General features: G+C 45.6%; 20 protein-coding genes. 10 read left to right on the plus strand and 10 right to left on the minus strand.

Going from position 1 to position 22,677, the window contains the following annotated elements; all coding sequences use genetic code 11:
• Positions 1-10 precede the first annotated feature (10 nt).
• Entirely contained in the window at positions 11-2,047 is a 2,037-nt protein-coding gene (locus ATB78_RS24475; RefSeq protein WP_061010874.1) for a PhoX family phosphatase, read from the minus strand.
• Between the two features lie 219 nt (positions 2,048-2,266).
• On the opposite strand from ATB78_RS24475, the gene ATB78_RS24480 reads away from it, so the two are divergent.
• A complete protein-coding gene (locus tag ATB78_RS24480) occupies positions 2,267-2,605 on the plus strand; it encodes a YggL family protein (protein ID WP_005438242.1) in 339 nt (112 codons plus the stop codon).
• A 696-nt stretch (positions 2,606-3,301) separates the two neighbouring features.
• Here ATB78_RS24480 and ATB78_RS24485 read toward each other — a convergent pair.
• Entirely contained in the window at positions 3,302-4,168 is an 867-nt protein-coding gene (locus ATB78_RS24485; RefSeq protein WP_038896564.1) for a helix-turn-helix domain-containing protein, read from the minus strand.
• A 167-nt stretch (positions 4,169-4,335) separates the two neighbouring features.
• Between ATB78_RS24485 and ATB78_RS24490 the strand changes: the two genes are divergently transcribed.
• Both ATB78_RS24490 and ATB78_RS24495 read left to right on the plus strand, forming a co-directional pair.
• On the plus strand, positions 4,336-4,581 hold the full coding sequence (locus ATB78_RS24490; RefSeq protein ID WP_061010875.1) for a hypothetical protein: 246 nt from the start codon (positions 4,336-4,338) through the stop codon (positions 4,579-4,581).
• A gap of 527 nt (positions 4,582-5,108) precedes the next feature.
• Positions 5,109-6,008, plus strand: a complete 900-nt coding sequence (locus ATB78_RS24495) for a LysR family transcriptional regulator (protein ID WP_038896566.1) — start codon at positions 5,109-5,111, stop codon at positions 6,006-6,008.
• Here the strand turns inward: ATB78_RS24495 and ATB78_RS24500 are convergent.
• Positions 5,976-6,320 carry a DUF5329 family protein gene (locus tag ATB78_RS24500; protein WP_061010876.1) on the minus strand — a complete coding sequence of 115 codons (345 nt, stop codon included), beginning with the start codon at positions 6,318-6,320 and terminating at the stop codon, positions 5,976-5,978. The two genes, ATB78_RS24495 and ATB78_RS24500, sit on opposite strands and share 33 nt — an antisense overlap.
• Positions 6,321-6,430: 110 nt before the next feature.
• The gene (locus tag ATB78_RS24505; RefSeq protein ID WP_061010877.1) at positions 6,431-7,444 is read right to left on the minus strand and encodes an MBL fold metallo-hydrolase; all 1,014 of its coding nucleotides are present in this window, start codon (positions 7,442-7,444) and stop codon (positions 6,431-6,433) included.
• Positions 7,445-7,599: 155 nt separating this feature from the next.
• Here ATB78_RS24505 and ATB78_RS24510 point away from each other — a divergent pair, with 155 nt between their 5' ends.
• The 3 genes from ATB78_RS24510 to ATB78_RS24520 all read left to right on the plus strand — a co-directional run bounded on the left by ATB78_RS24510 (position 7,600) and on the right by ATB78_RS24520 (position 9,933).
• On the plus strand, positions 7,600-8,214 hold the full coding sequence (locus ATB78_RS24510) for a TetR/AcrR family transcriptional regulator (protein WP_005438259.1): 615 nt from the start codon (positions 7,600-7,602) through the stop codon (positions 8,212-8,214).
• A gap of 323 nt (positions 8,215-8,537) precedes the next feature.
• On the plus strand, positions 8,538-9,443 hold the full coding sequence (gene rimK, locus ATB78_RS24515) for a 30S ribosomal protein S6--L-glutamate ligase (RefSeq protein WP_005438260.1): 906 nt from the start codon (positions 8,538-8,540) through the stop codon (positions 9,441-9,443).
• A gap of 61 nt (positions 9,444-9,504) precedes the next feature.
• Positions 9,505-9,933, plus strand: a complete 429-nt coding sequence (locus tag ATB78_RS24520) for a RimK/LysX family protein (protein ID WP_005432588.1) — start codon at positions 9,505-9,507, stop codon at positions 9,931-9,933.
• 71 nt (positions 9,934-10,004) lie between these two features.
• On the opposite strand, the gene ATB78_RS24525 is transcribed toward ATB78_RS24520, so the two are convergent.
• Positions 10,005-10,742: an MBL fold metallo-hydrolase gene (locus ATB78_RS24525; protein WP_061010878.1), complete on the minus strand. Its 738-nt coding sequence runs from the start codon at positions 10,740-10,742 to the stop codon at positions 10,005-10,007.
• A 336-nt stretch (positions 10,743-11,078) separates the two neighbouring features.
• Here ATB78_RS24525 and speA point away from each other — a divergent pair, with 336 nt between their 5' ends.
• The 4 genes from speA (at position 11,079) to ATB78_RS24545 (ending at position 17,811) form a co-directional block, all read left to right on the plus strand.
• On the plus strand, positions 11,079-12,989 hold the full coding sequence (gene speA, locus ATB78_RS24530) for an arginine decarboxylase (RefSeq protein WP_033005785.1): 1,911 nt from the start codon (positions 11,079-11,081) through the stop codon (positions 12,987-12,989).
• A gap of 1 nt (position 12,990) precedes the next feature.
• Entirely contained in the window at positions 12,991-13,911 is a 921-nt protein-coding gene (gene speB / locus ATB78_RS24535; protein ID WP_005432598.1) for an agmatinase, read from the plus strand.
• Positions 13,912-14,173: 262 nt separating this feature from the next.
• Entirely contained in the window at positions 14,174-15,379 is a 1,206-nt protein-coding gene (emrD, locus tag ATB78_RS24540; protein WP_061010879.1) for a multidrug efflux MFS transporter EmrD, read from the plus strand.
• Positions 15,380-15,645: 266 nt separating this feature from the next.
• Entirely contained in the window at positions 15,646-17,811 is a 2,166-nt protein-coding gene (locus ATB78_RS24545) for a S9 family peptidase (RefSeq protein ID WP_061010880.1), read from the plus strand.
• Positions 17,812-17,990: 179 nt separating this feature from the next.
• Here the strand turns inward: ATB78_RS24545 and ATB78_RS24550 are convergent, their stop codons facing one another.
• The 5 genes from ATB78_RS24550 to ATB78_RS24570 all read right to left on the minus strand — a co-directional run bounded on the left by ATB78_RS24550 (position 17,991) and on the right by ATB78_RS24570 (position 22,667).
• Positions 17,991-19,040, minus strand: a complete 1,050-nt coding sequence (locus tag ATB78_RS24550) for a porin (protein ID WP_061010881.1) — start codon at positions 19,038-19,040, stop codon at positions 17,991-17,993.
• A gap of 214 nt (positions 19,041-19,254) precedes the next feature.
• Complete coding sequence (locus tag ATB78_RS24555) at positions 19,255-20,124, minus strand: zinc ABC transporter substrate-binding protein (RefSeq protein WP_061010882.1); 870 nt, start codon at positions 20,122-20,124, stop codon at positions 19,255-19,257.
• A 16-nt stretch (positions 20,125-20,140) separates the two neighbouring features.
• Positions 20,141-21,016, minus strand: coding sequence for a metal ABC transporter permease (locus ATB78_RS24560; protein WP_005438273.1), 876 nt, complete (start codon positions 21,014-21,016; stop codon positions 20,141-20,143).
• Positions 21,016-21,741 carry a metal ABC transporter ATP-binding protein gene (locus tag ATB78_RS24565; RefSeq protein ID WP_061010883.1) on the minus strand — a complete coding sequence of 242 codons (726 nt, stop codon included), beginning with the start codon at positions 21,739-21,741 and terminating at the stop codon, positions 21,016-21,018. Before ATB78_RS24565 ends, ATB78_RS24560 begins: the two co-directional genes overlap by 1 nt.
• Complete coding sequence (locus tag ATB78_RS24570) at positions 21,741-22,667, minus strand: zinc ABC transporter substrate-binding protein (protein WP_061010884.1); 927 nt, start codon at positions 22,665-22,667, stop codon at positions 21,741-21,743. The genes ATB78_RS24565 and ATB78_RS24570 overlap by 1 nt, the downstream gene beginning before the upstream one ends.
• Between the last annotated feature and the right edge of the window lie 10 nt (positions 22,668-22,677).

Consider the following 22,677-nt stretch of genomic DNA (forward strand, 5'->3'; position numbering starts at 1 on the left):
GACCTATTGGTTAAACACCGATTTCACCACCGTCTTCACGGCGAATAACCACCGTCGCGGCACGTGGACGCAGTGTCATCCCCGCAGGTGTTTCTTCTGCTGCATTGTCGCTGTATGGCCAGTTACCCGGGTGCTGGATGTTCACAAACAACGATTTGTAATCTGGGCTGATGGTAAAGCCCGTCACTTCACAGCCGTTAGGGCCAACAAAGAAACGTTTCAATTCAGCTTGGTTTTCTGCACCGATCACTTCTTGTGTGCCGTTTTCATCCGTCAGCTTAGATGGTACAACCGCAAGCATTTGGTCATTGGTGTAAGACGTCACTTCGTCTGCACCGTTGTCCGTTTGAATCCATAGGATTCCGCGAGGGTCAAACGCTAAACCGTCTGGGCTCGCAAACTGGTTAAGCTCGGTCAAGCTCGAACGGTTAGTGTCCGCATCGCCGTTTGCTGGAGAACCAAACACGAAGATATCCCACGTAAAGTCTGTTGCTGCTTCGCCTTCATCCCAACGGATTACGTGACCAAACTTGTTGTTCAAACGTGGGTTTGCAGGGTTAGTTTCCTCTGTACGCTTAGTGTTATTCGTTAGCGTCAGGTAAACCGAGCCTGTGAATGGGTCAACGGTACACCACTCTGGGCGATCCATTGGCGTCGCACCAACAAGGTCGGCTGCGCCCGCCGTATTTAGGATGATTTCTGCTAGAGAATTGAAGTTGTCTGCAAGTGTGCCACCAGAAACTGTCGTGCTGTCTAGTGTCAGTGGTAACCAAGTACCAGAGCTGTCTTCGTTGAAGCGCGCCACATACAGTGTGCCTTCATCCATGTACTTGTCACCCATCGCCAAGCGGTTATCAGGGTTAGCATCCGCAGGATCCCACGCTGCCGCAGATTCAAATTTGTATAGGTACTCAAAGCGAGAATCGTGACCAGAGTAAAATACTACTGGTTTGCCTTCTTCAAGCTTGCCGAATGTACAGCCTTCATGACGGAAGCGGCCTAGTGCAGTACGCTTCTTCGCACGCGAGTTTTGCGTGTAAGGGTCGATTTCAACAATGTAACCATGGCCGTTCGCCTCGTTACGGTAATCGTCCAATGCGCTTGCGCCTGTTGGTTCTACATTGAATCGCGTGAATTCGTCCAAACGCTCTTCGGCATTCCCCGCTAACGTTTCCCATAGGTAACGAGTGCTCGTGTCATCAACACCAATACGATCTTGTTCTTCAGTACGAACGCCAGCGTTAACGAAGTAACCCGGCCAGTTTTCTTCACACGTTAGGTAAGTCCCCCAAGGCGTGAAACCATTACCACAGTTGTTCAGTGTGCCGCGCGCTTGGCTGCCATCTTGTGAGAAGCGAGTCACGGTCAATTCTGTATTCGCGACAGGGCCAGAAAGATCCATGACTGTCGCGCCAGTGTAACGGCGGTTTAGTGGATCGGTATCTACCAACTTCCACATGTTGTTTTCAAGTTGAACGCGCACCACAGACACACCATGTGCGTTAATTTCTTTACGAACTTCGTCGACGATAGTACGCACACCGCCCACGGCTGTCGGACCGCTTGGATGCAGAGCTGCGGTATCAATGTACTCGTGGTTGATACACAACAAGCCGTCAGTGTCGCTGTCGTTTAGCGAGAAAAAGTGCATGCCGTCGTGGTGCATACCCAATGCATTAAGCTGGTCGGTACTCGTGTTGCTGCCGTCGTCTTTCCAAGCGTTACCTTGTGCGTTTAGAGGCGTACCCCATGGCACCAATACTTGTGCTACGTAACCTTGCGGAATCGATACTGCGTCCGTCAGTGAGCCCGGAATCGAATCAAAATTGAGGACTGCGCTTGAAACGCCAGAGCCGCCACCAGCAGAAGTGCCTGAACTAGAAGAGTTGCACCCAGATAGACCAAATGCGCCAAAAGCGGTCATCGCACTGATACCTAGGCCACCTTTCAGGATACTGCGTCGAGATAGGCTCGCTTCCAGTACTTCTTCAAAAGGCTTGTTATTACTCTGGTTGTAACGCGTCGCGTCGAAGGTTTCCTTACTCATGGTGTTGCTTTCCCAGTGTTAGGTTGAATTATAGGTTTGTAAATCATTGAGCGAGGGGAAGTTTGGAAGAGAAAAGTGACAGAACTAGTCTATCTTTATGAACTTTGTGTTTAGAAAATGTTATAAAGCACCCATCTATTCTATGTACTCCCGATTTTGCTTGGGCTAAGCCAGATTTGGGGGTATAAGGTGTACTCAAATCATCCACGAGAGATAATCATGAAACTAGATAAAATCGATAACAAAAATCGTCGTCTGCGTAAGAAGCTATTCCTAGGTGAATTCGCGATCCTAGGCTTTGAAATCAGCTGTGAAACAGACATCAACGACTTCGACCGTTACGATGCATTCGTTGATGAGTTTATCGACTACATTGATGGCCTAAACCTATGCTTTGGTGGCGGCGGTCTAGAGCTGTTTGAAGGCTTCCTATGTTCAACAGAGCGTTACGAAAGCGCAACTGAAGAGCAAAAAGCACAGGTTCTAGCTTGGCTACAAGCTCGCCCAGAAGTAAGCAGCGCAAAAGCTGGCGAATTGGTTGACGCAAACTACCTGTAATTACACAATCACTCTGTAATAAACAGAGTTGAGCAAGTAATGAGAAAGCTGGTCTTCGGACTGGCTTTTTTGCATTTAAGGCTATGGTTTTGGGCTGAAATGTTGAATCTAGAAAGAGTGGAACGTTTTGTTGTTTTGGAAGCTTTGTTTAGGAAAGCAGGAAGCTTAGAGTCTTGGAAAGTATGGATGTGCTAGATAATTTTAGAGCTGGCATTTTATGGAAGGTTATCCGTCCATTGCCAGCTCAGTGCCATTGAGTATGGTTTACTATGCTTTTTTAGCAGTCTCAGTCTTTGTGTCTTTCCAGTATTGGATACGAACACGATGTAGCTGAGCTCTTCTCATCTTTTTCATAGCAATCTCCCTCATCTATATAGGTAACGCTCATCTTGAGCTTATTGTCTAAGGTTGTATTCCTCTTCAATCTATCGAGGAACGAATCAATTAACCGTGACTAATTTCACAACATAATGATAAAAGTAGAAGCGTTGCAGTCATTTTTTGACCAGTAAAACTGCTTTTATCTTGTTGATACGGTCAACTTACTCATCACTTATGACAGAAATATGGCAATCAAGTTCCCTATTTAACCTGTCATCGAATCTTAATAACGATTCTTAGATAACCTAGCAAATAATATACCAGTTGCACATAAATTCCAGTTCAGTACACAACAAAAGTACGCACATGCTCAAACTAAGGTTGGATTCGCTGCTGGTAATGCTGTCGGTAATCTCTCGGAGTCAATCCCTTGTAGGTCTTGAAATGACGATTAAACAAAGCTTGATTGCGATAGCCTACTCGTTCAAACACGATCCCTATTGGTAACTCAGTCGATTGCAACAAATCCGCGGCATGGTTGATTCTTAGCTTCATCAAACGTTGACTAAACGGCTCTTTAAAGTGCTTTTGAAACAATCGTGTGACCGCACTTTCACTCAACGACAAGTAATTGGCTAAATCGGCCAATGTCACCTTGTTGGCAAAATGCTGCTCAAGATACGCATTCACACTTGCGACGCGCTCTCTTTCTTGTTGCTCGTGTTCACTCATCGAAAGATAAGAATGGGTCATCAAGGTTTTTGCCGCTTCGTCATGGGCAACCAAAGATAGGATATGAATGAATCTCGACAATTGCTCCATCGCGGGCACTTTCATCAACTCTTGCAGAAGATCCACTACTTGCTGTGCCGTTCGCTCAGAGAACACCACTCCTTTATTTGCGGCTTTCAACAACGGGTCTAGTTTACGTAACTCAGTACAATAGAACATTAGGTTCGCGATCCACTCACGCTTAAACCAAATCACATGAGTCTCGCAATTGCTTTCTACCGACGTGGAGTGAATAGAGTGAGGCACACCTGGCGCAATTAACAGCATCTGGTTGTGGGTCACCTCTAGCTCGTGATGCCCAATGTGCAAAGTCCCCGTAAAGTGACGGTGGATGACCAACTCAAAAACGTCATCATGAAAATGAAAATCGTATTCTTTCGCTGGTTCATCAATACGACGGTAGCGCCAAGAAAAACCAGGCCTTTGCGGTACTTTTTCGATGTGCGCCATTTGATACCCCACAAGATAGTATTGTTTCACGCGCAAATAATATCAGTATTACCAACATATTCTTCATCACGCCTCAATAGTATTGATATTGAGCGGCATACTATCAACTAAGCCTCATCACGCTCCTTATTCTTCTCTTGTAGAAACAAGCCAACTAAGGAGCTTTTATGAGTAACTTTAAAACCAAGCTGCGCCAGATCATGCAAAAAACTCGTGATGAATGGGCTGCGTTTGCGATAAAGGAAATGGGAATTTCATCTAAAGCCATCGCCAAATCTTATGGCTACAAGTCGAGTTGTGATCTTGAGCAAACTCTTAAACAAGACGAAAAAGACGCCGATTCGTACATTCGCTCGGCATCTTGTGCGAGATCTCTCACAAGCGATGTAAGCAAAACGACCATTTTTGACTAAGAACAAATCGAACAACAAACCTAACTAACTGAAAATTAATAATTATCCTTTTTTAAGCAATATTCGCTGCCAAAGTTTTTTTACCTAGCTGATTGAGAGTAATCAGCAAAACAACAATACTAAGTGTGTCGACAGGATGTTGGCGGGAACAGGAAAAAAGCCTAAAGGATTGGGTATCTTCAGGATGAAGATTTGATAGCTTAGGATGAGTTGTCAGCAAGGATGTAGTTAAGCTCTAGGATAGAGTTCGCCCGTCAGGATGATAGGCAAGAATGGACACCGCTAGGAAGGCGATGAACAAGGAACTCGGTTAAAGGACTTAGCCACAATCAAGGATAGATGCAGGGAGCACCTATTAGTAGCCGGATTGCTGCGAAAAAGAATAAGCCCCGTCTGGGAAACCAGGCGGGGTTTTATTTTGCCTGTCATTTACCATCCTCCTCTGCGTTATTCCACGCATCATGCTATTATTTCTACACTTTCTCTCGAAACGCTTTCTTTAATAAACGCTGAGCAAACAACGTCCTATGCTTAATCCAGTTTGGTTACACACATTCAAAACTCTTGTCGAAGTCGGCCACTTTACTCAGACAGCAGAAAAGCTCTATATGACTCAGCCCGGTGTCAGTCAGCACATCAAAAAGCTAGAGCAAGCTTGTCAGCACCCATTGATTAAGCGCGAGAACAAAAGCTTTGAACTGACAGAACAAGGCCGAATGGTGTATGCCTACGCATTAGAGTTGGAAGAGAAAGAGAAAAACTTACTGGAAGATCTAAGCTTCGATGACCCCTTTGCAGGTCATTGCAAACTAGCTTGTTCCGGAGCACTTGCCTTAATGCTGTTTGATCCACTGCTTGAAAAACAAACCCAGCATCGCGGATTGTCGATTCACTTGGAAGCGGCGCCAAACCAGTCGATTCTGAATGGCGTTGCTGACGGCCGTATTGATATGGGCATCGTGACTTACTCTCCCAACAAGAGTGTTTTCCAAAGTGAACAAATTGGCAGAGAAGCGCTGTGTCTGATCTTACCAAAGTCCTATCATGGAAAAACGTTAACGCCTGAACTGCTTCGAAGTTGCGGCGTGATTGGTCACCCTGATGCTGAACATTATATGACGTTGTTTTTCGACCAATGTGCAGAACCTTTACTCAAAGAGATCAAGGTCAGTGACATGCCATTATCGGGCTACGTTAACCAACTCAGTCAGATTCTTTTGCCCGTCAGCAAAGGGCTGGGGTTTACCGTTTTGCCCTACAGTGCGGTGGAAAGCTTTCCACTAAGAGAAGAGTTGTATGTGGCTGAGTTAAAACAACCGGTATACGAAGATTTGTTTTTGGTGAGAAAACGCAGCCGCACTCTGCCGCTGCGATACCAGACCATCAAAGAAGTATTATTGGATGTGATTGGCGGGGCTCATCAATGATGTTAGCCACTCTTCGCTGGTAATGCGTTTATCTTGGCAATCCACCCAATATGGTTTGCCAGATAACCAGCTCTTTGACGCGACCTCTTTTATAAACACATCCACAGAATCAACGTCATCTTTGGCGTAATCCCATTTATTGCGCATATGTTCTGCCGCTTCTTGATTAGTGTACGCCTTGCCGCTGCGTATAAAGGTGCAAGAGGATTGCTCAACTCGTGTTATCAACGTCGAGATATCTTGCTCTACCCCTGCTAGTGCAAAGGTAGGCAGAATGCTTAATGTAAGTAACAACGTCCACTTTGCTTTCATCGCACCTTTATCCTTATCCCTGGCCACGTAACTAATAGCAAGTAACTAATACCAAGTAACTACTAATAAGTGACTTAACTATTCTGGTGTTTGGCTGTTTAGATCAGCGATTATTGCCACCATGCCTTAGCAGGCTGAGGCTCCGCAATCGCCAAGCGTTGACCGATCTCAGGGCTAACTAACGTTACACCGCGCTCTTCACTGATGTCTAACGCGCGTTGCATCGGTTCATTCCAATCGTGCATCGATAGATCAAACGTACTGTTGTGAATCGGCATCATTACTTTGCCCTGCACATCAATGTGTGCTTGAACACTTTGCTCTGGGAACATGTGAATGTCTGACCAAAGTTCATTGTATGCGCCGGTTTCAATCATAGTGAAATCAAACGGACCGTACTTGTCGCCAATCTCTTTAAAGCCATTGAAGTAACCAGAGTCACCACTGAAGAACACTTTGTGTTGCTGTGCATTAATAACCCAACTGCCCCAAAGTGTCGTATCACGGTCTGTCAAACCTCGACCAGAGAAATGCTGAGTCGGAGTCAGTGTATATTCAATACCGTCGACAGAATGTGATTCCCACCAATCTAGCTCGACCACTTTCTCCTTAGGCACGCCCCAGTTAACCAGTAATTGCCCCACTTTTAACGGCACCAAGAAAGTGCCCACTTTGTCGCCTAGCACTTTAATAGAAGCTTTATCTAGGTGATCGTAATGGTCATGGCTGATCACCACTACATCGATGCTTGGTAAATCTTCTAGCGTAATTGGTGTTTGGTGAAAACGTTTTGGCCCTGCCCATTGCACAGGAGACGCGCGATCACTGAATACAGGATCAGTCATCACCAGTTTGCCATCGAGCTTCATTAATACGCTTGAATGACCGAAGCGGTAGATAACGTCGTCTTGCTCTTCTAATAGTTGATTCGCAGTCATTGCATGAACCGGAATTTCAATCGTTGGCGTTGGATTGAGGCGCTCAGTCGTAAAGTAGGCTTTCATGATGCCGAACATGTCACCCAAGCTGCTTTTGTATTCCAACTCTGTGTTTGCAAATTTGTCCGGGTATGTTGGCGCTTTTTCAGTATCAACATTAGAACAAGAAATCATTGATGTACCCATCGCGAACGCTCCTACTGTGGCTAGCAAAGTTTTTTTCATAAAAAGTTAACCCGAACAAAAGTAAACTACACGGTGCAGTTTACATTCTAATTATCAAAAGTAAACTACTTAGTGTAAAATAGATCCAGAAATGATCTTCTTAACTCGGCAAGTTTATGAATGTAAAAAGAAAAGGTCGCAGTGAGACCAAAAGAGAAGCCATCCTGTGCGCAGCAAAGCAAGCGTTCCAAGAGTTTGGGGTGCAAAACACCAGCATGGATAAGCTCTCTGCTATTGCGCAAGTCTCTAAGCGTACGGTCTACAACCACTTCCCTTCTAAAGAAGCGATCGTGACAGAGTTACTAACGGAACTATGGCGTTCTTCAATGATGGATAGCGACATTGAACGTTTACCAACACTCCCGCTAAAAGATCAACTGGTCGAATTGTTGTACAGCGAAATTATCGTTGTAACCGCACCTGATTATATTGAACTGGCGAAAGTGGCTTTCGGACATTTCTTGTTTAAGCCGGAAGATCTCAAAGAACAAGCGGAACACATGTCGAAGCAAGAAACGGCCTTGTACCGTTGGCTCACTCAGCAATCAGAAAAAAATACATTGAAGGTTGATGATGTGGACGTGGCAAGCATTCAATTGCACAACTTAATTAAAGGCAGCGCATTCTGGCCACAATTGATGGGGATGCGAGCTTCGCTAACCTTGGAAGAATCTAGGGTTTTAGCCACCCAAACGGCTGAACTCTTCTTAAGTCATTACTTAGTTCAATAACAAAAAGCGGCTGAATGGCCGCTTTTTTGTGATTTGTGCCATAGTAAATTGATGAAATTTTGACTCATTTTTCTTTTTCATTCCCTTGACAGTCGCATGCAGCAAGGCGTGAGAGTTCGATAAATTATTTTTGTCGTATCGACGATATTTTTTCGTTTTCATCTACTGAGAAAACGCCCTAAGGTTCGCACCTCTGACGACGTGGTTGTCCAACCACAATTCTAAGTCGCTGAAGAGAGTGGATTCTGTCACATCAATTACACCCACTCACTATACTCTATACTTACATTTTTAATTTGGTACTGACTTACTAAGGAATTGCCATGCGTATTGCTATTCTTTCTCGTAATGAGAATCTATATTCAACCATGCGCCTAAAGCAGGCGGGTGAAGAGCGCGGACATCAAGTTGATGTTATCGATACTCTGCACTGTTATATGGATATTACGAGTAACAACCCTAAGATCCGTTACATGGGTGAAGAATTGCCAAAGTACGACGCGGTTATTCCACGCATCGGTGCATCTATCACTTTCTACGGTACAGCGGTTGTACGTCAGTTTGAAATGATGGGCACATTCTGTGTGAACGAGTCAGTGGCAATCAGCCGCTCTCGTGACAAGCTACGCTCTATGCAGCTTCTATCACGCAAAGGCATTGGTCTACCTCGCACTGGTTTTGCTCACCACCCTGACAATATTCAGGACGTGATCAAAAACGTTGGCGGCGCTCCATTAGTTATCAAGCTACTTGAAGGTACTCAAGGTATCGGTGTTGTTCTTGCTGAGACAACGAAAGCAGCAGAAAGCGTGATCGAAGCATTCATGGGCCTAAAAGCAAACATCATGGTGCAAGAGTTCATTGAAGAAGCAAACGGCGCAGACATCCGTTGTTTCGTAGTGGGTAACAAAGTTATCGCAGCAATGAAACGCCAAGCAAAAGAAGGCGAGTTCCGCTCTAACCTTCACCGTGGTGGTTCTGCTCAGCTTGTTAAACTAAGCAAAGAAGAGCGTGCAACAGCAATCAACGCAGCGAAAGTGATGGGTCTAAACCTATGTGGTGTTGATATTCTTCAATCGAAGAACGGTCCTGTGGTAATGGAAGTGAACTCTTCTCCAGGCCTTGAAGGTATCGAATCAGCAACTGAAAAAGACGTTGCTGGCATGATCTTCGACTTCATTGAGAAGAACGCAAAACCAAACGCTAACCGTACTCGCGGTAAAGGCTGATAATTGTTTGAGTGAGAGTCTGATAAAGGGCTCTCTTTTGACTCATCGCTAGGATGACACTATGAATCAGAAAATGATCATTGGGAACGCCGAAGCAATTTGCTTACCTGAGTTAGGGATTACTCACCTTGAAGCGCGCATTGATACAGGCGCACAGACTTCTTCTCTGCACGTAGATAACCTAGAGTGCACTGAACAAGACGGTCAGTCATACGTAGAGTTCGATCTACATCCAGATGTTTACCACTTAGAGCAAGTCGTTCGCTGTAAAGCTCCACTGAAGGCGAACCGCAAAGTGAAATCATCAAACGGTACTTTCGAACACCGCTGCGTGATCACAACGATGCTACGCATGGGCGACCAAGAGTGGCCAATCGACATCACGCTAACTAACCGTGAAAAGATGACTTACATGATGTTGTTAGGTCGTCAGGGTATGGCAGACAAAGTTCTGGTAGACCCGAGCCAATCTCACTTATTGGCTCCATAATCCCCGTAGCTTCAGATGAGCGAACTCCGTGGTCGCTCATCTGGCTCTTCTCTGATTTTCTAGCAGCCCTTCTACTGTCTATCGTTCTTTCTTTTCAGAACAGAACGCATCAACCCCTTAAGTTTTATCTTCGTTACTCGCCAGTGGGTAATGGGTCTAACCGGTGCGGTATTGATGATATGTTGATACGCATCTTCATCAAACTCAACCTCTCCCCCATGTGCCGCCAATAAACAGCTTGGTTTCATCTCAAAAACGCGCTTTAACGAACTGCGATATTGGTTGGGATGAAAGATAGGAAATGGCGCGATCAAATGGCTTTTTACCTGCACCATTAAATCCGCTACGTACAACACACTCTGTTCGGCGTGATAAACCGATAAATCCCTGTCGGTATGCCCCGGTGTTTCCAATATCTGCCAATCAGCAAAACCGGGAATCACCTCTCCATCCACCAGCTCAATATCTGGCTTTAGTTTTCGCGAATACCATAAGTTGCGCTTGGGTTTGCGCATTCGGTTCGCCATCCAACGCGCCAAAATCAAATCCGTAAGATGCATTAGCCAACCATCAAAGCCCCCATACCAATGTGTATCTCGTTTGGCTGCCAATAGCTTGCAGCCTGTTAGATCTCTTAGTTTGTGCGCCGCACCAGCGTGGTCTGGGTGCATGTGGGTAACGACGACCAACTTTAGGTCTGTGAACGGGCGATTGAGCTGGTGCTCGATAAAATCTTTGAGGTGAGGAATATCCGCTCGACTTGCGCCATCAAGCAGCATCAATTTGTCTGGATACTCGGCGAGATACATGGTTTGGATGTATCCCTGAATTCTGTGCAGCTGCAAAACATGTCCTTGTTTTGTTGAGTCTTTGTTCTTATTTTTTGTCGACCAATTCCTTACTGGTCAGACCAACTATAACAGTAGAATGGACAGTCTGTTAAATAAATGTTTACACCAACCATCAACAACAGTTGTTAATCGAAAGCACAAATTTTAATCATTAGACTCTGGTTGGGTTTTATCCGTTAATGCGCGCACACGGAGTTCGTGTCAGGGTATGAGGTTAGCGCCTCATGATTTGCTTTTTTGTATTTTCTCCTCTATTTCCAATGAGGGCTTAAATACATTTTTGTGAGAATCGAGTTGGAAAAAGCAACTAAATTAGACCGCATCCGCGCGGACTACAACGTTCACTACTGGAGCCAAGGCTTCTACGGAATTGATGACCAAGGCGAGGTATACGTATCTCCTCGTAGTGACCGTGCACACCAAATCCCTTTCAGTGCGATTGTAAATGAACTAGAAGCTAAGCAGTTGAATCTGCCTGTGTTAGTGCGCTTCCCACAAATCGTACACCAACGCGTGCATGGCATTTGCCAAGCTTTCAACCAAGCAATTGAAGAATACCAATATCCAAACAAATACCTGCTGGTGTACCCAATTAAAGTAAACCAACAGCGTGAAGTGGTTGATGAGATCTTAGCAAGCCAAGCACAGCTAGAAAATAAACAGCTGGGTCTTGAAGCAGGCAGTAAGCCAGAGCTATTGGCAGTACTTGCACTGGCTCAACAAGGCAGCTCCGTGATCGTGTGTAATGGCTACAAAGACCGTGAATACGTGCGTCTAGCACTGATCGGTGAAAAGCTAGGTCACAAAGTATTTATCGTACTAGAGAAGCTATCTGAGCTTGATCTAGTACTTGAAGAAGCAAAAAGCTTGGGCGTAACACCACGTCTTGGCTTACGTATCCGCCTTGCATCTCAAGGTGCGGGTAAATGGCAAGCAAGCGGCGGTGAGAAATCGAAGTTCGGCCTATCTGCGTCTCAAGTATTGAGCGTAATTGAGCGTCTAAAACGCGAAGACAAGCTGGACACCATGCAGTTGGTTCACTTCCACCTTGGCTCACAGATGGCAAACATTCGTGACGTGCGTAATGGTGTAAACGAATCAGCACGTTTCTACTGTGAATTACGAGCCATGGGTGCAAACATTGATTACTTCGATGTTGGCGGCGGTTTAGCAGTAGACTACGACGGCACACGTAGCCAATCTTCGAACTCGATGAACTACGGCCTTGCAGAATACGCGCGCAACATCGTAAATACCGTCGGTGATGTGTGTCAGCAATATGAACAACCGATGCCAGTGATCATCTCTGAATCGGGTCGCTCATTGACTGCACACCATGCTGTACTTATCTCTAACGTTATTGGTACTGAAACATACCAACCGGAAGAAGTGTTCGAGCCAGCTGCAGACGCTCCATTCTTGCTACAAAACATGTGGCGAAACTGGGAGAACCTGCAAGATGGTACGGATGCGCGTGCATTAATTGAAATTTACAACGATACCCAAAGCGATTTGGCTGAGGTGCACTCACAATTCGCTACAGGCGTACTGAACCTTGAACAACGTGCGTGGGCCGAGCAACTGTCGCTGCGCATTTACTTCGAGCTAAGTCGTCAAATGAGTACAAAGAACCGTTTCCACCGTCCTATTTTGGATGAGTTGAGCGAACGTCTTGCAGACAAGTTCTTCGTGAACTTCTCTCTTTTCCAATCCCTGCCAGATGCATGGGGTATTGATCAGGTATTCCCTGTTCTGCCACTTTCTGGTCTTGGTGATGTGGAAGAGCGTCGTGCGGTGATGTTGGACATCACTTGTGACTCCGATGGCGCAATTGACCATTACGTTGATGGCCAAGGCATTGAGAGCACACTACCAGTACCAGCATGGAGCAACGACAAACCGTACCTAATGGGCTTCTTCCTAGTAGGCGCATACCAAGAGATCCTTGGTGACATGCACAACCTATTTGGTGACACCCACAGTGCAGTAGTCAATGTTGATGAAGAAGGTCAATTTGAGATCAGCTACATCAACGAAGGTGATAGCGTAGAAGACATGATGCGCTACGTTCACATCGACGTAGATGCGATTCGTGACAATTACAAACAATTGGTTTCAGCACGTGTTGAAGCCAGTGAACAAGAACAAATCCTAGCTGAACTAGAACAAGGTTTGGCAGGCTACACCTATTTAGAGGACTTCTGATATGAATGATTTGTTTACTAAAACCGATTATTCGCTTTACTCCAACTCTATGTCGTTTCTACGTCGACCGTACATCAAAAATCCAGTATCGGCAGACGCAGACGTTGTAGTGCTAGGGGTTCCTCTGGACATGGCGACTTCTGGTCGTCCTGGTGCGCGTATGGGTCCAGATGCGATCCGTCGTGCGTCAGTAAACCTTGCTTGGGAAGGCAAGAAGTTCCCTTGGGACTTCAACGTATTTGATAAATTGAAAGTGATCGACGCAGGTGACCTTGTGTTCGATTGTGGTGATGCTGAAGATTTCACATACCGCCTAGAAGCGGCAACAAGTGAGATTCTAAAGAGCGGTAAGACAATGCTAGGCTTAGGTGGTGATCACTTCATCACGCTACCAATCCTACGTGCATACGCAAAACACCATGGTCAAATGGCACTGATTCACTTCGATGCGCACACTGACACATACGCGAACGGCAGTTCTTACGACCACGGTACTATGTTCTACCATGCGCCAAAAGAAGGTCTGATTTCTGCGAAGAACTCAGTCCAAATTGGTATTCGTACTGAATATGACCAACAAGATCACGGCTTCAATGTGATCAACGCGATGCAAGCGAACGACATGTCGGTAGAAGAGATTCTGGCAGAGATTCGTCGCACGGTTGCGGATAAGCCTGTGTATGTCACTTTTGACATCGACTGTCTGGACCCAGCATTTGCACCGGGTACAGGTACACCAGTTTGTGGTGGTCTGAACTCAGATAAAATTCTGAAGATCATTCGTGGTTTCGCTGGCATGAACATCGTAGGTATGGACGTGGTGGAAGTCTCGCCTCCTTACGACCACAGCGATGTAACGGCCTTGGCTGGCGCGACTATCGCACTTGAGTTGCTTTACGCTTACGCTTCAGGCCGTGAATAACGAAAGTTGTTCTCAATAAACACAGAATTTCAAGGGGAGCTTCGGCTCCCTTTTTCGTTTTCAACACCCAACAAAAATAGATTAGATTTTCTAATCCAAATCATAGATTTTTATCTTGCTCAACTTCACACTTTTTGATTGCTAAGTCTGCTCTCAAGCTCTAATATCTCGCGCCTAGATTCCCTAATCACTTTGTTTATTTGGCTCTCCTATATGGAGCGCTAAGGCTTTTTACGTCTTAAATTTCTGGAGAAATACGCAAATGTCCGCCTCGTTTCCATTAGCGAAACTTACCTTTTTAATCGCAATTCTGACTGCCGTAGGTCAAATGACTCAAACGATGTACGTGCCTTCTATCGGTCATATGGCGGGTGAGTTCTTGGTATCAGCGTCTTCACTTCAAGCTGTGATGGCGTGTTACCTGATCCCTTATGGTCTATCGCAGTTTGTGTACGGTACGCTTTCTGATCGCCTTGGTCGTAAGCCGATCATCATTGCGGGTTTGATCGTCTACATTCTTGGTACTTTGGTTGCGCTATTTGCTCATAAGTACGAATGGTTCCTTGCAGGTAGCTTTATCCAAGGTTTGGGTATCGGTTGTGGCGGTGCGATGTCTCGTACACTGACTCGTGACTGCTTTGAGGGTGCAGAGCTGCACCGCGCAAACAGCTTGATCAGCATGTGTGTGATTTTCTCACCATTGATCGCGCCAGTATTGGGCGGCTACCTAACAGAAGCTTTCGGTTGGCGTTCTAGTTACCTGTTCCTAGCACTATTTGGTATCGCGGTGGTCATCACCATGATGACAAGCATGATGGAAACCTTGCCGAAAGAGCGCCGCAAACATGAATCTGTGGCGAAGAGCTACAAGTTCGTCCTTTCATACAAACGCTTCCAAGGTTTCTTACTGGTGTTGGTTGCTACGTTCGCAGGCGTTGCAGTATTTGAAGCAGCAGCCGGTGTACTACTGGGCGGCGTACTTGGTTTACCAGCAACCACAGTAAGCTTGTTGTTTGTCTTGCCGATTCCAGGTTACTTAGTCGGTGCAGGCTTATCTAGCTACATCGCACAACGTCGCTCTGAGCGCCGTGCTCTAAACGTTGGTCTAGTCGCTATCTTAGTTGGCTCAGCAGTGGTATTGATTCCGGGTCTGTTTGGTCTAACAACGGCGTTGACTCTGATTGGTGGTGCAACCATTTACTTCTTGGGTGCGGGCATTTTGTTCCCAGCGGCAACAACAGGTGCACTTTCACCGTTCCCATACCACGCGGGCACTGGCGGGGCTATTTTGGGGGGCATGCAAAACCTAGGGGCGGGTATCGCGACACTGTTGGCTTCGTTCTTCCCGGCACAAGACCAAATGCCGCTAGGGTGTTTGATGATGGCAATGTCGATCATTGCTATGTTTGGTTTGCGTTGGGTTAATCGCAAGCACGATCACTCAAACGAAATGCCATTGGCGATCTAAAATCTGACTCTCATCACCCAAAAGGGACATGCTGAAAAGTGTGTCCCTTTTTTGTTGCACACATCTTACCCTTTAGCTCTCATCCACCAGCAATTGCATTTAACATCCCATCCAATCTTTGCTAAAAAGAACAGTTGCTTATACAGAAATTATTGGTTTGCCATTCGATATAAATACATTCACTGGAAGAACACAAATGTACTTTTACTCGCAAGATAAATGAATGGCGAAAAAACACGAGAAGAGTACACAATAAGGATACACAGATGCGTTTCACTTTAACCACGTTGGCCGTATCGGTCGCGCTAGTCGCCGGATGCAGCAATCAAGGATTACCAACCATGAACCATTACTCCCAATCGCAACTCGTTGCTCAACAAACCCAAGCACCCGTTGCAAAAAAAGTCCCTCATGCAATGAATATTCATGGTGATACACGAATCGATAATTACTACTGGATGCGTGATGATGAGCGCCAAGATCCAGAAATCTTGCAACACCTTGAGCAAGAGAATCAGTACGCAGAAACTGTTTTAAAACACACCGAAGTACTACAAGAACAGCTTTTTGAAGAGATAAAAGGGCGTATTGCAAAAGATGACAATTCAGTACCCGTTCGAAAAGGCAGTTACTACTACTCAAATGAAGTGACAGGCGACAACGAATACGAAGTACATCTGCGTGCAAAAGACTTTGCAGGTAAAGATAAGCAAGTCATCTTAGATGTTAACGAGCTAGCAAAAGAACATGAGTTTTTCAGTATTGGCGGCTTAACGATCAGCCCAAATGAAAACTTGTTGGCTTATGGCGAAGATACCCTGAGTCGTCGTATTTACACCATCAAAATCAAAGACCTCACGACGGGTGAATATCTAAAAGATGAAATTGAAGGTGCTTCAAGTGCGATTGCATGGCAAAACGATAACCAAGCTTTCTACTACATTAAGAAAGACCCTCAAACACTTTTAGGTTATCAAGTTTACCGCCATGTATTAGGCACGCCTCAGACTAGCGATGAGCTGATCTACGAAGAAACCGACAGCGCTTACTACACCTTCTTGAGTAAGAGTAAAGACGGTGAGCAAGTTTACATTTGGCACTCAAGTACAGAAACAAGTGGCGTGTCTGTGATTGATGCTAACAACCCGAACGCCAAAGCTGAAGCTTTCTACCCTAGAGAGACTGGTATTGAGTACAGCATCGCTAAATTGGGTGATTGGTACTACATCTACACCAACTATCAAGCCGTAAACTTCCGTTTGATGAAAGTGAAAGCTGAAGAGATGCATGACCGCTCTAAATGGGTCGATGTAATTCCCGCTAACGACAATTCTCAGCTAGTTGATTTCGACTTGTTTGACGATCACCTTGTTTATGAGCAGCGTACGAATGGTTTGTCGACCGTGAAGGTTCGTCAATTATCAACAGGCAAAGAGTTTCCACTCGAGTTTAATGATACGGCTTTTGCTGCTTACCTAACGGGCAACCTTGAGTTAGACAATTCGAAAGTTCGCATCTACTACAGCAGCCTGACGACACCGGGGACTTACTATGATTTCGACCTAAATACAGGTGAATCTGAAATCATGAAGCAAACACCAGTGCTGGGCGATTTTGATGCCGATAACTACCAGTCAGAGCGAATCATGGTGACTGCTCGTGATGGCAAGCAAGTGCCAGTTTCATTGGTTTACCGCAAAGACCTATTCAAGAAAGACGGCACTAACCCAATCTATCAGTACGGCTACGGCTCATACGGCTCCACCATCGAGCCAACATTCCGTTCAACTCGTTTGAGCTTGCTTGATCGCGGATTCGTGTACACAATCGCGCATATTCGTGGTTCAGAAATGCTTGGGCGCCCTTGGTATGAAGATGGCAAAAAGCTGACTAAACAAAACACCTTCAATGACTTCATCGACGTAACCAAAGGACTTGTTGAAGAAGGTTATGGCGCAAAAGATAAAGTGTTTGCTGTTGGTGGCTCTGCGGGCGGCCTATTGATGGGCGCTATTATCAACCAAGCACCAGAGCTCTACCGTGGTATTGGCGCACACGTTCCGTTTGTTGATGTCGTGACGACCATGCTGGATGAGTCGATTCCTCTCACGACCAACGAATACGATGAGTGGGGTAATCCAAACGACAAAACCTACTACGAATACATGCTGAGCTACTCACCATACGACAACGTGAAAGCTCAGAATTACCCGAACATGCTAGTGACTACGGGTTTGCACGATTCACAAGTTCAATACTTTGAGCCAATGAAGTGGGTAGCCAAACTTCGTGAAATGAAGACTGATGATAATGTCTTGCTGTTCAAAACCGATATGGAAGCAGGCCACGGTGGCGCTTCTGGTCGATTCAAACGATTAAAAGAAGACGCGCTTGAGTACGCTTTCTTCCTAGATCTGTTGGAGACAAAATAAGCTTTAGCCGTCATTCATTATGAGTCACCGAAAACAATGCCCGCTTTTACGCGGGCATTTTTCAATCTAGATACTCGGTGACATGACTCAGATGAGCCAACAGAAAGAAAAACGCCTACTCACAGCGAGTAGGCGTTAACACAATAAATGTGTTTAGGCAGTAGAAACTGTCCTATTTATTAGAAGTAGTAACGAGCACCGATTGTCCAGAAATCATTTTCTTCAACGTCGATGTCATTACCTAGGTCAAACTGGTATGCAGCAAAAGTAACAAAAGCAGGAGTCACAGCGTATTCAGCTTGTAAAGCAGATTGGCTAAATAGCGTGTCACCAGCTTTATCGTCTTCTACAGACTCGTAGTTAACACTGAACGTCCAATCATTTACGCCGTAAGCCAATAGGCCTTCAAGCTGAATTGTTTCTTCTAGACCTTCATAGAAATAGTCATTCATACCATATACAATAGCCGCATAGATACCTGATCCGTATTTACCATATGCCGCAGAGAAAACACTCGAGTCTGCTGATTTGGTTGCAACTCCCGTACGAGTAACATCACCAGTGCTATAAACATAACCTAGGTTAATTCCAACAACCTCAAATGATAAAGCAACTTGTACACGGTCGTCGTAATCCGAGCCACTTGTTTCATACTTCAGGTTGCCCGTTAGTGGATCTTCAACAATCTTCTTGCTAGTTTCATCATGTTGACCTTGCCAACCAAGACCTAGGTTAAAGCCGAAGCCTTCACCAAACTCAAAACCCTTACGGTAGCTAAGCATACGTTCTGCACGAGCCGAGCCAAGGTTGTATTGATCTGCGTACAAGAAGTCGTTGGCAAACGCGATTGGTAAATCCGCAACACCTGCTACGTCGTAGTATGGTGACCATTGTGTACCAGCAACAACACGACCAAACTGCTCATGTGTCGCACCAATGTAACCCAAACGAGTGTTGAACGAGCTTTCACCACCGTCTAGTAGCTTGATAGACCATTCGCCTTTAGCGTCAACTGTCACACCGTTACCGATGTCCTGTTTACCGCCAACATTGATACGAGGAGATACGTCATGAATGCGTACATCTTCCTCAAAGTACTCACCCACGCCCACAGAAACGTGGCCGCCGATAGAAAGAGATGTGCCTTCGCTGTTGTAAACTTCAGCTGCGAAAGCTTGAGAACCACATGCTAGTGCCGCCACTGCAACGGCTAGAGTTTTCATTTTCATTGTTAACATCCATATAGTTGTTTGTACTGGTTCGCCCCGACAGCAAAATAAAATGCATCAATCGCAACGAACAGATAACAAAGTAGTAATGAAATATAAATGAAACAAATACTTTCTTATGCAACTGGTATTATTTGTGGCTAATTTTTGATCACGATCACATAAAAAAGGGAACTTTTCAGTTCCCTTCATAATTTGTGTGGTGTTTTGCGTGTTACAACTGCCAGCGTGCGAGTGGCTTCTCAGTTTTGATACCTTTACTGCCCCATCGGTCAATAACATCAATTTGCAGTATGCGATCCTGTGAAACTAATGAAGTTAACGTTTTTGACGGGCGTTTATCAGTGATCAGCCACAGAGTTTCATCTTCCTCAAATTGAGCTTTTAAAGATAGTTTCTCTGCCTCTGACCATTCCAATTCTGGTTTGAATTGGCGATCGACCACAAACAGTTGGTTTCCTGATGCAAAATCTTCTAACGATTCACCCAACAATACCACCGAATCGATCTCTTTTTCGAAAATTACTTCTTGTTGTTGATTGATCAGTTCCCGCACGTCCAGCATCAAGGCTTGCTGGTTCTTTTCAATCTGAGCTTGATGTTGAGGATATACCTTTTGTAAATCCTCACCAACAATCGCTGCCATTCGAATCAAGTTGCTCGGATTCATCCACGCGTATTTCGACGTCTCACCATTATCCAACGTCAATGCCGCAACACCTTGTGCTCTCGGTGAAATCGCTTGAGAAGCATCAATCTCTATCAAGCGCACATTTCCCTGACGCGCATACACAAAAGTAGGGTCTTGATGCCAAACAGCACCTAGCGTGATCGCTACTGTTGCATTTTTTCCTGCTGCGGTAACTTGTTCATGTCCTTTACTTGCAAACCAATTCACCAAACGCTCAATCCCGTAACGTTTAGGCGGCAAGTAATTCGTCTCGATGTCCGTACCTTGCATCAACTGCTGAGCCAACATGTAGGTCACAGGAGTGCTCGTAACGATGTCTTTGGCAAAAGCAAACGGCGCTGCTGTACTCGCTATTGCCAAGCTCAATCCCATAATTATTTTTTTCGTGTTCATATTCGAATATCCAGATTTAAGCTTTGCGCACAATGCGATACATGGTTGCAGTTAAGAAGAAGGTTGCTGAAACAATGATGATCGACGCACCAGATGGCACAGGGAGTTCCAACTCCATCGGCAAGACGGTGCCAACCAAGCACGCGATGGTCGCCAACAATGATGAGAGCAACACAAAGCTCCCCATTCTCTTAGTAAGAAGGCGGGCTGTTGCACCAGGAATCAGCAGCAATGCCCCAACTAATACGGCGCCAATGATCTTCACCGCCGCAATGGTCACAAGCGTGATCATCATGACAAACAAGTAATCGTAGAAGCTGGTATTGAATCCACGCACACGCGCGATATCTGGGCTGATGCAAGTCAGTAATATGCGGTTAAATGTAGGGATCAAAAGCAATAAGATGATCAAACAACTCACGGCAAGAATCGTAATGTCTCTGTCTGTTACCGTCAGGATTGAACCAAATAGAACGTTCTCCAGCATGTGGATGTTGATCTTGCGTGCCACGTACATCAGCAAGGCTGCACCGACGGCCAGTGCCAGTGCGAGGAACACGCCGACTAATGTATCGTAAGGAACATTGGTTCGATTTCGCACGAAATGCAGCAGCAGTGCGAAGATCATGCAGAAGCTAAATAATCCAATGAATGGGTTTTCTGGTGGCTCACCAAGCAGTACACCAATTGCAATACCCGTTAATGCTGCATGGCCGACCGCCTCTGAAAAGAACGCTAAACGCTTCGCAATGACTAGCGTGCCTAAACCACCCAGCAAGGGACCAAGAATGAGCGCAGCCACTATCGCGTTGACCATAAACGCGTAAGCAAAACTGTCACTTAGCCAACCAGCTTCCACACCATGCAGAGCGAGATCTCTTAACCAATCCATTACGCCGCCTCCACTTTTGCTGTGTAGTGCTTAAACAACGATTCGATACGTTCTGGACTCAATACTTCTGAATGGTGCCCTGACGCCACAATTTGACGATTCACGACATGGACCTGAGCATCCAAACGACGTACAGCCGTCACATCATGATGCACAGCAAGCACGGTTTTACCTTCCCCAACAACTTCATGAATTAAACTTTCAAGGTAACGAACACCTTGCTCATCCATGCCCGTCGTTGGCTCATCCAAAACAAGCAGACTTGGGTCGTCTAATAACGCTTGAGCGAATAAAACACGTTGCTGTTCACCCCCCGATAACTGTCCCATTCGTCGGTCACTACGTGAAGCCATACCAACACGATCTAGTTGAGCAAGCGCTTGTTGAGTTTGCTTGGTCTTACGTCGCCAAAACAGCGGCACTCTGGTTTGGTTAAGCAATACGAAATCCATAACCGTGAGCGGCAGACTGGCTTCAAACATGGCTTTTTGTGGTACATAACCAATTTTCGCTGCATGTTTGCTGTCTGGCCAATGGACAGAAATGTCACCAGTAAATGGGGTTAAGCCCAAAACAGAGCGTAAAAGAGAGGTCTTCCCGCCGCCATTAGGCCCCATAATGACGTGACATTGACCAGCTTCAAATTGGGTTTGGATGTCTTGCAGAATCAGGTTGTCGCCATATTGAAGGCTTACCCTGTCGAGAGAGATAGAAGGCCCTAGCATCAAGCTTTCTCCTGTTCGTGCTTGCTTGCAACGAACTTCATCGCTTCAATCAGGGTCGCGACGTTATCACGCATTTCGACTTCAACCTTATTGGCTTCGTACTCGCCGTGGGTCATGTGAGAAAAGCGGTAAAGCTGAACACCGGTCGCTTCTTCGATCGTATCGACAAAACGATTTGGCATGTTTAATTCGTAAAACAGCACATCAATACCAGATTGACGAATTTTCTCTATCGTTTCTTGTAACTGGCTCGCGCTTGGCTCTACACCATGAGCAGGTTCGATAACGGCTGCGACGTCAACGCCGAATTCCTGCAAGATGTAACCATAAGCATTATGCGTAGTAGCAACCTTCATACCTGCTGTATCAAGTTGCCCTAAAGACAACATGGCATCACGCTTCAAAAGGCGGAATGTTTTTGCGTAAGAGCGCGCATTCTTGCGATAAAACGCCGCGTTTTCTGGGTCGAGCTTGCTTAGCTCACTCGCAATCGTGTAAACCTTTTGAATTGTGGTAGATAGGCCAACAAACGTATGCGGGTTAACTGCGCCTTTACCGACTGATTGACCCATCGCAGGTAACAGTGGTACTTCTTTGTTCGCCTCTATCACCACAAGATCGTCACGTTGTGAAGCTTGAATCACTTTAAGAGCAAAATCATCATGGCCGATACCATTGACCACAATCACATCCATTTGCTTCAAACGCTTTAAATCATTAGGTTGAGGTAAATAGTTATGAGGATTAAAGCCTGCATCCACCAGCGGTAGAATTTCTGCTTTGTCACCGACCACCGCTTTTACATAGCTGTAGTAAGGTTGAAGAGTAATACCAATATTGAGCTTATCTGCTGCAAAGCTCGATGAAGCTACTGCCAGCAATGCACTAGCCATTATAATTCGACGTAGAAAAGATCGTTTCATCATAGTTGTTATC

This window comes from Vibrio sp. CUB2, from assembly GCF_001557945.1.
Lineage (GTDB): Bacteria > Pseudomonadota > Gammaproteobacteria > Enterobacterales > Vibrionaceae > Vibrio > Vibrio owensii.

What these genes read in the sequence shown, in the direction of transcription:
- ATB78_RS24475 (WP_061010874.1), bottom strand. Translation starts at nt 2,047, where the DNA reads ATGAGTAAGGAAACCTTCGACGCGACGCGTTACAACCAGAGTAATAAC.
- ATB78_RS24480 (WP_005438242.1), top strand. Translation starts at nt 2,267, where the DNA reads ATGAAACTAGATAAAATCGATAACAAAAATCGTCGTCTGCGTAAGAAG.
- ATB78_RS24485 (WP_038896564.1), bottom strand. Translation starts at nt 4,168, where the DNA reads ATGGCGCACATCGAAAAAGTACCGCAAAGGCCTGGTTTTTCTTGGCGC.
- ATB78_RS24490 (WP_061010875.1), top strand. Translation starts at nt 4,336, where the DNA reads ATGAGTAACTTTAAAACCAAGCTGCGCCAGATCATGCAAAAAACTCGT.
- ATB78_RS24495 (WP_038896566.1), top strand. Translation starts at nt 5,109, where the DNA reads ATGCTTAATCCAGTTTGGTTACACACATTCAAAACTCTTGTCGAAGTC.
- ATB78_RS24500 (WP_061010876.1), bottom strand. Translation starts at nt 6,320, where the DNA reads ATGAAAGCAAAGTGGACGTTGTTACTTACATTAAGCATTCTGCCTACC.
- ATB78_RS24505 (WP_061010877.1), bottom strand. Translation starts at nt 7,444, where the DNA reads ATGGGTACATCAATGATTTCTTGTTCTAATGTTGATACTGAAAAAGCG.
- ATB78_RS24510 (WP_005438259.1), top strand. Translation starts at nt 7,600, where the DNA reads ATGAATGTAAAAAGAAAAGGTCGCAGTGAGACCAAAAGAGAAGCCATC.
- rimK (WP_005438260.1), top strand. Translation starts at nt 8,538, where the DNA reads ATGCGTATTGCTATTCTTTCTCGTAATGAGAATCTATATTCAACCATG.
- ATB78_RS24520 (WP_005432588.1), top strand. Translation starts at nt 9,505, where the DNA reads ATGAATCAGAAAATGATCATTGGGAACGCCGAAGCAATTTGCTTACCT.
- ATB78_RS24525 (WP_061010878.1), bottom strand. Translation starts at nt 10,742, where the DNA reads ATGTATCTCGCCGAGTATCCAGACAAATTGATGCTGCTTGATGGCGCA.
- speB (WP_005432598.1), top strand. Translation starts at nt 12,991, where the DNA reads ATGAATGATTTGTTTACTAAAACCGATTATTCGCTTTACTCCAACTCT.
- emrD (WP_061010879.1), top strand. Translation starts at nt 14,174, where the DNA reads ATGTCCGCCTCGTTTCCATTAGCGAAACTTACCTTTTTAATCGCAATT.
- ATB78_RS24545 (WP_061010880.1), top strand. Translation starts at nt 15,646, where the DNA reads ATGCGTTTCACTTTAACCACGTTGGCCGTATCGGTCGCGCTAGTCGCC.
- ATB78_RS24550 (WP_061010881.1), bottom strand. Translation starts at nt 19,040, where the DNA reads ATGAAAATGAAAACTCTAGCCGTTGCAGTGGCGGCACTAGCATGTGGT.
- ATB78_RS24555 (WP_061010882.1), bottom strand. Translation starts at nt 20,124, where the DNA reads ATGAACACGAAAAAAATAATTATGGGATTGAGCTTGGCAATAGCGAGT.
- ATB78_RS24560 (WP_005438273.1), bottom strand. Translation starts at nt 21,016, where the DNA reads ATGGATTGGTTAAGAGATCTCGCTCTGCATGGTGTGGAAGCTGGTTGG.
- ATB78_RS24565 (WP_061010883.1), bottom strand. Translation starts at nt 21,741, where the DNA reads ATGCTAGGGCCTTCTATCTCTCTCGACAGGGTAAGCCTTCAATATGGC.
- ATB78_RS24570 (WP_061010884.1), bottom strand. Translation starts at nt 22,667, where the DNA reads ATGATGAAACGATCTTTTCTACGTCGAATTATAATGGCTAGTGCATTG.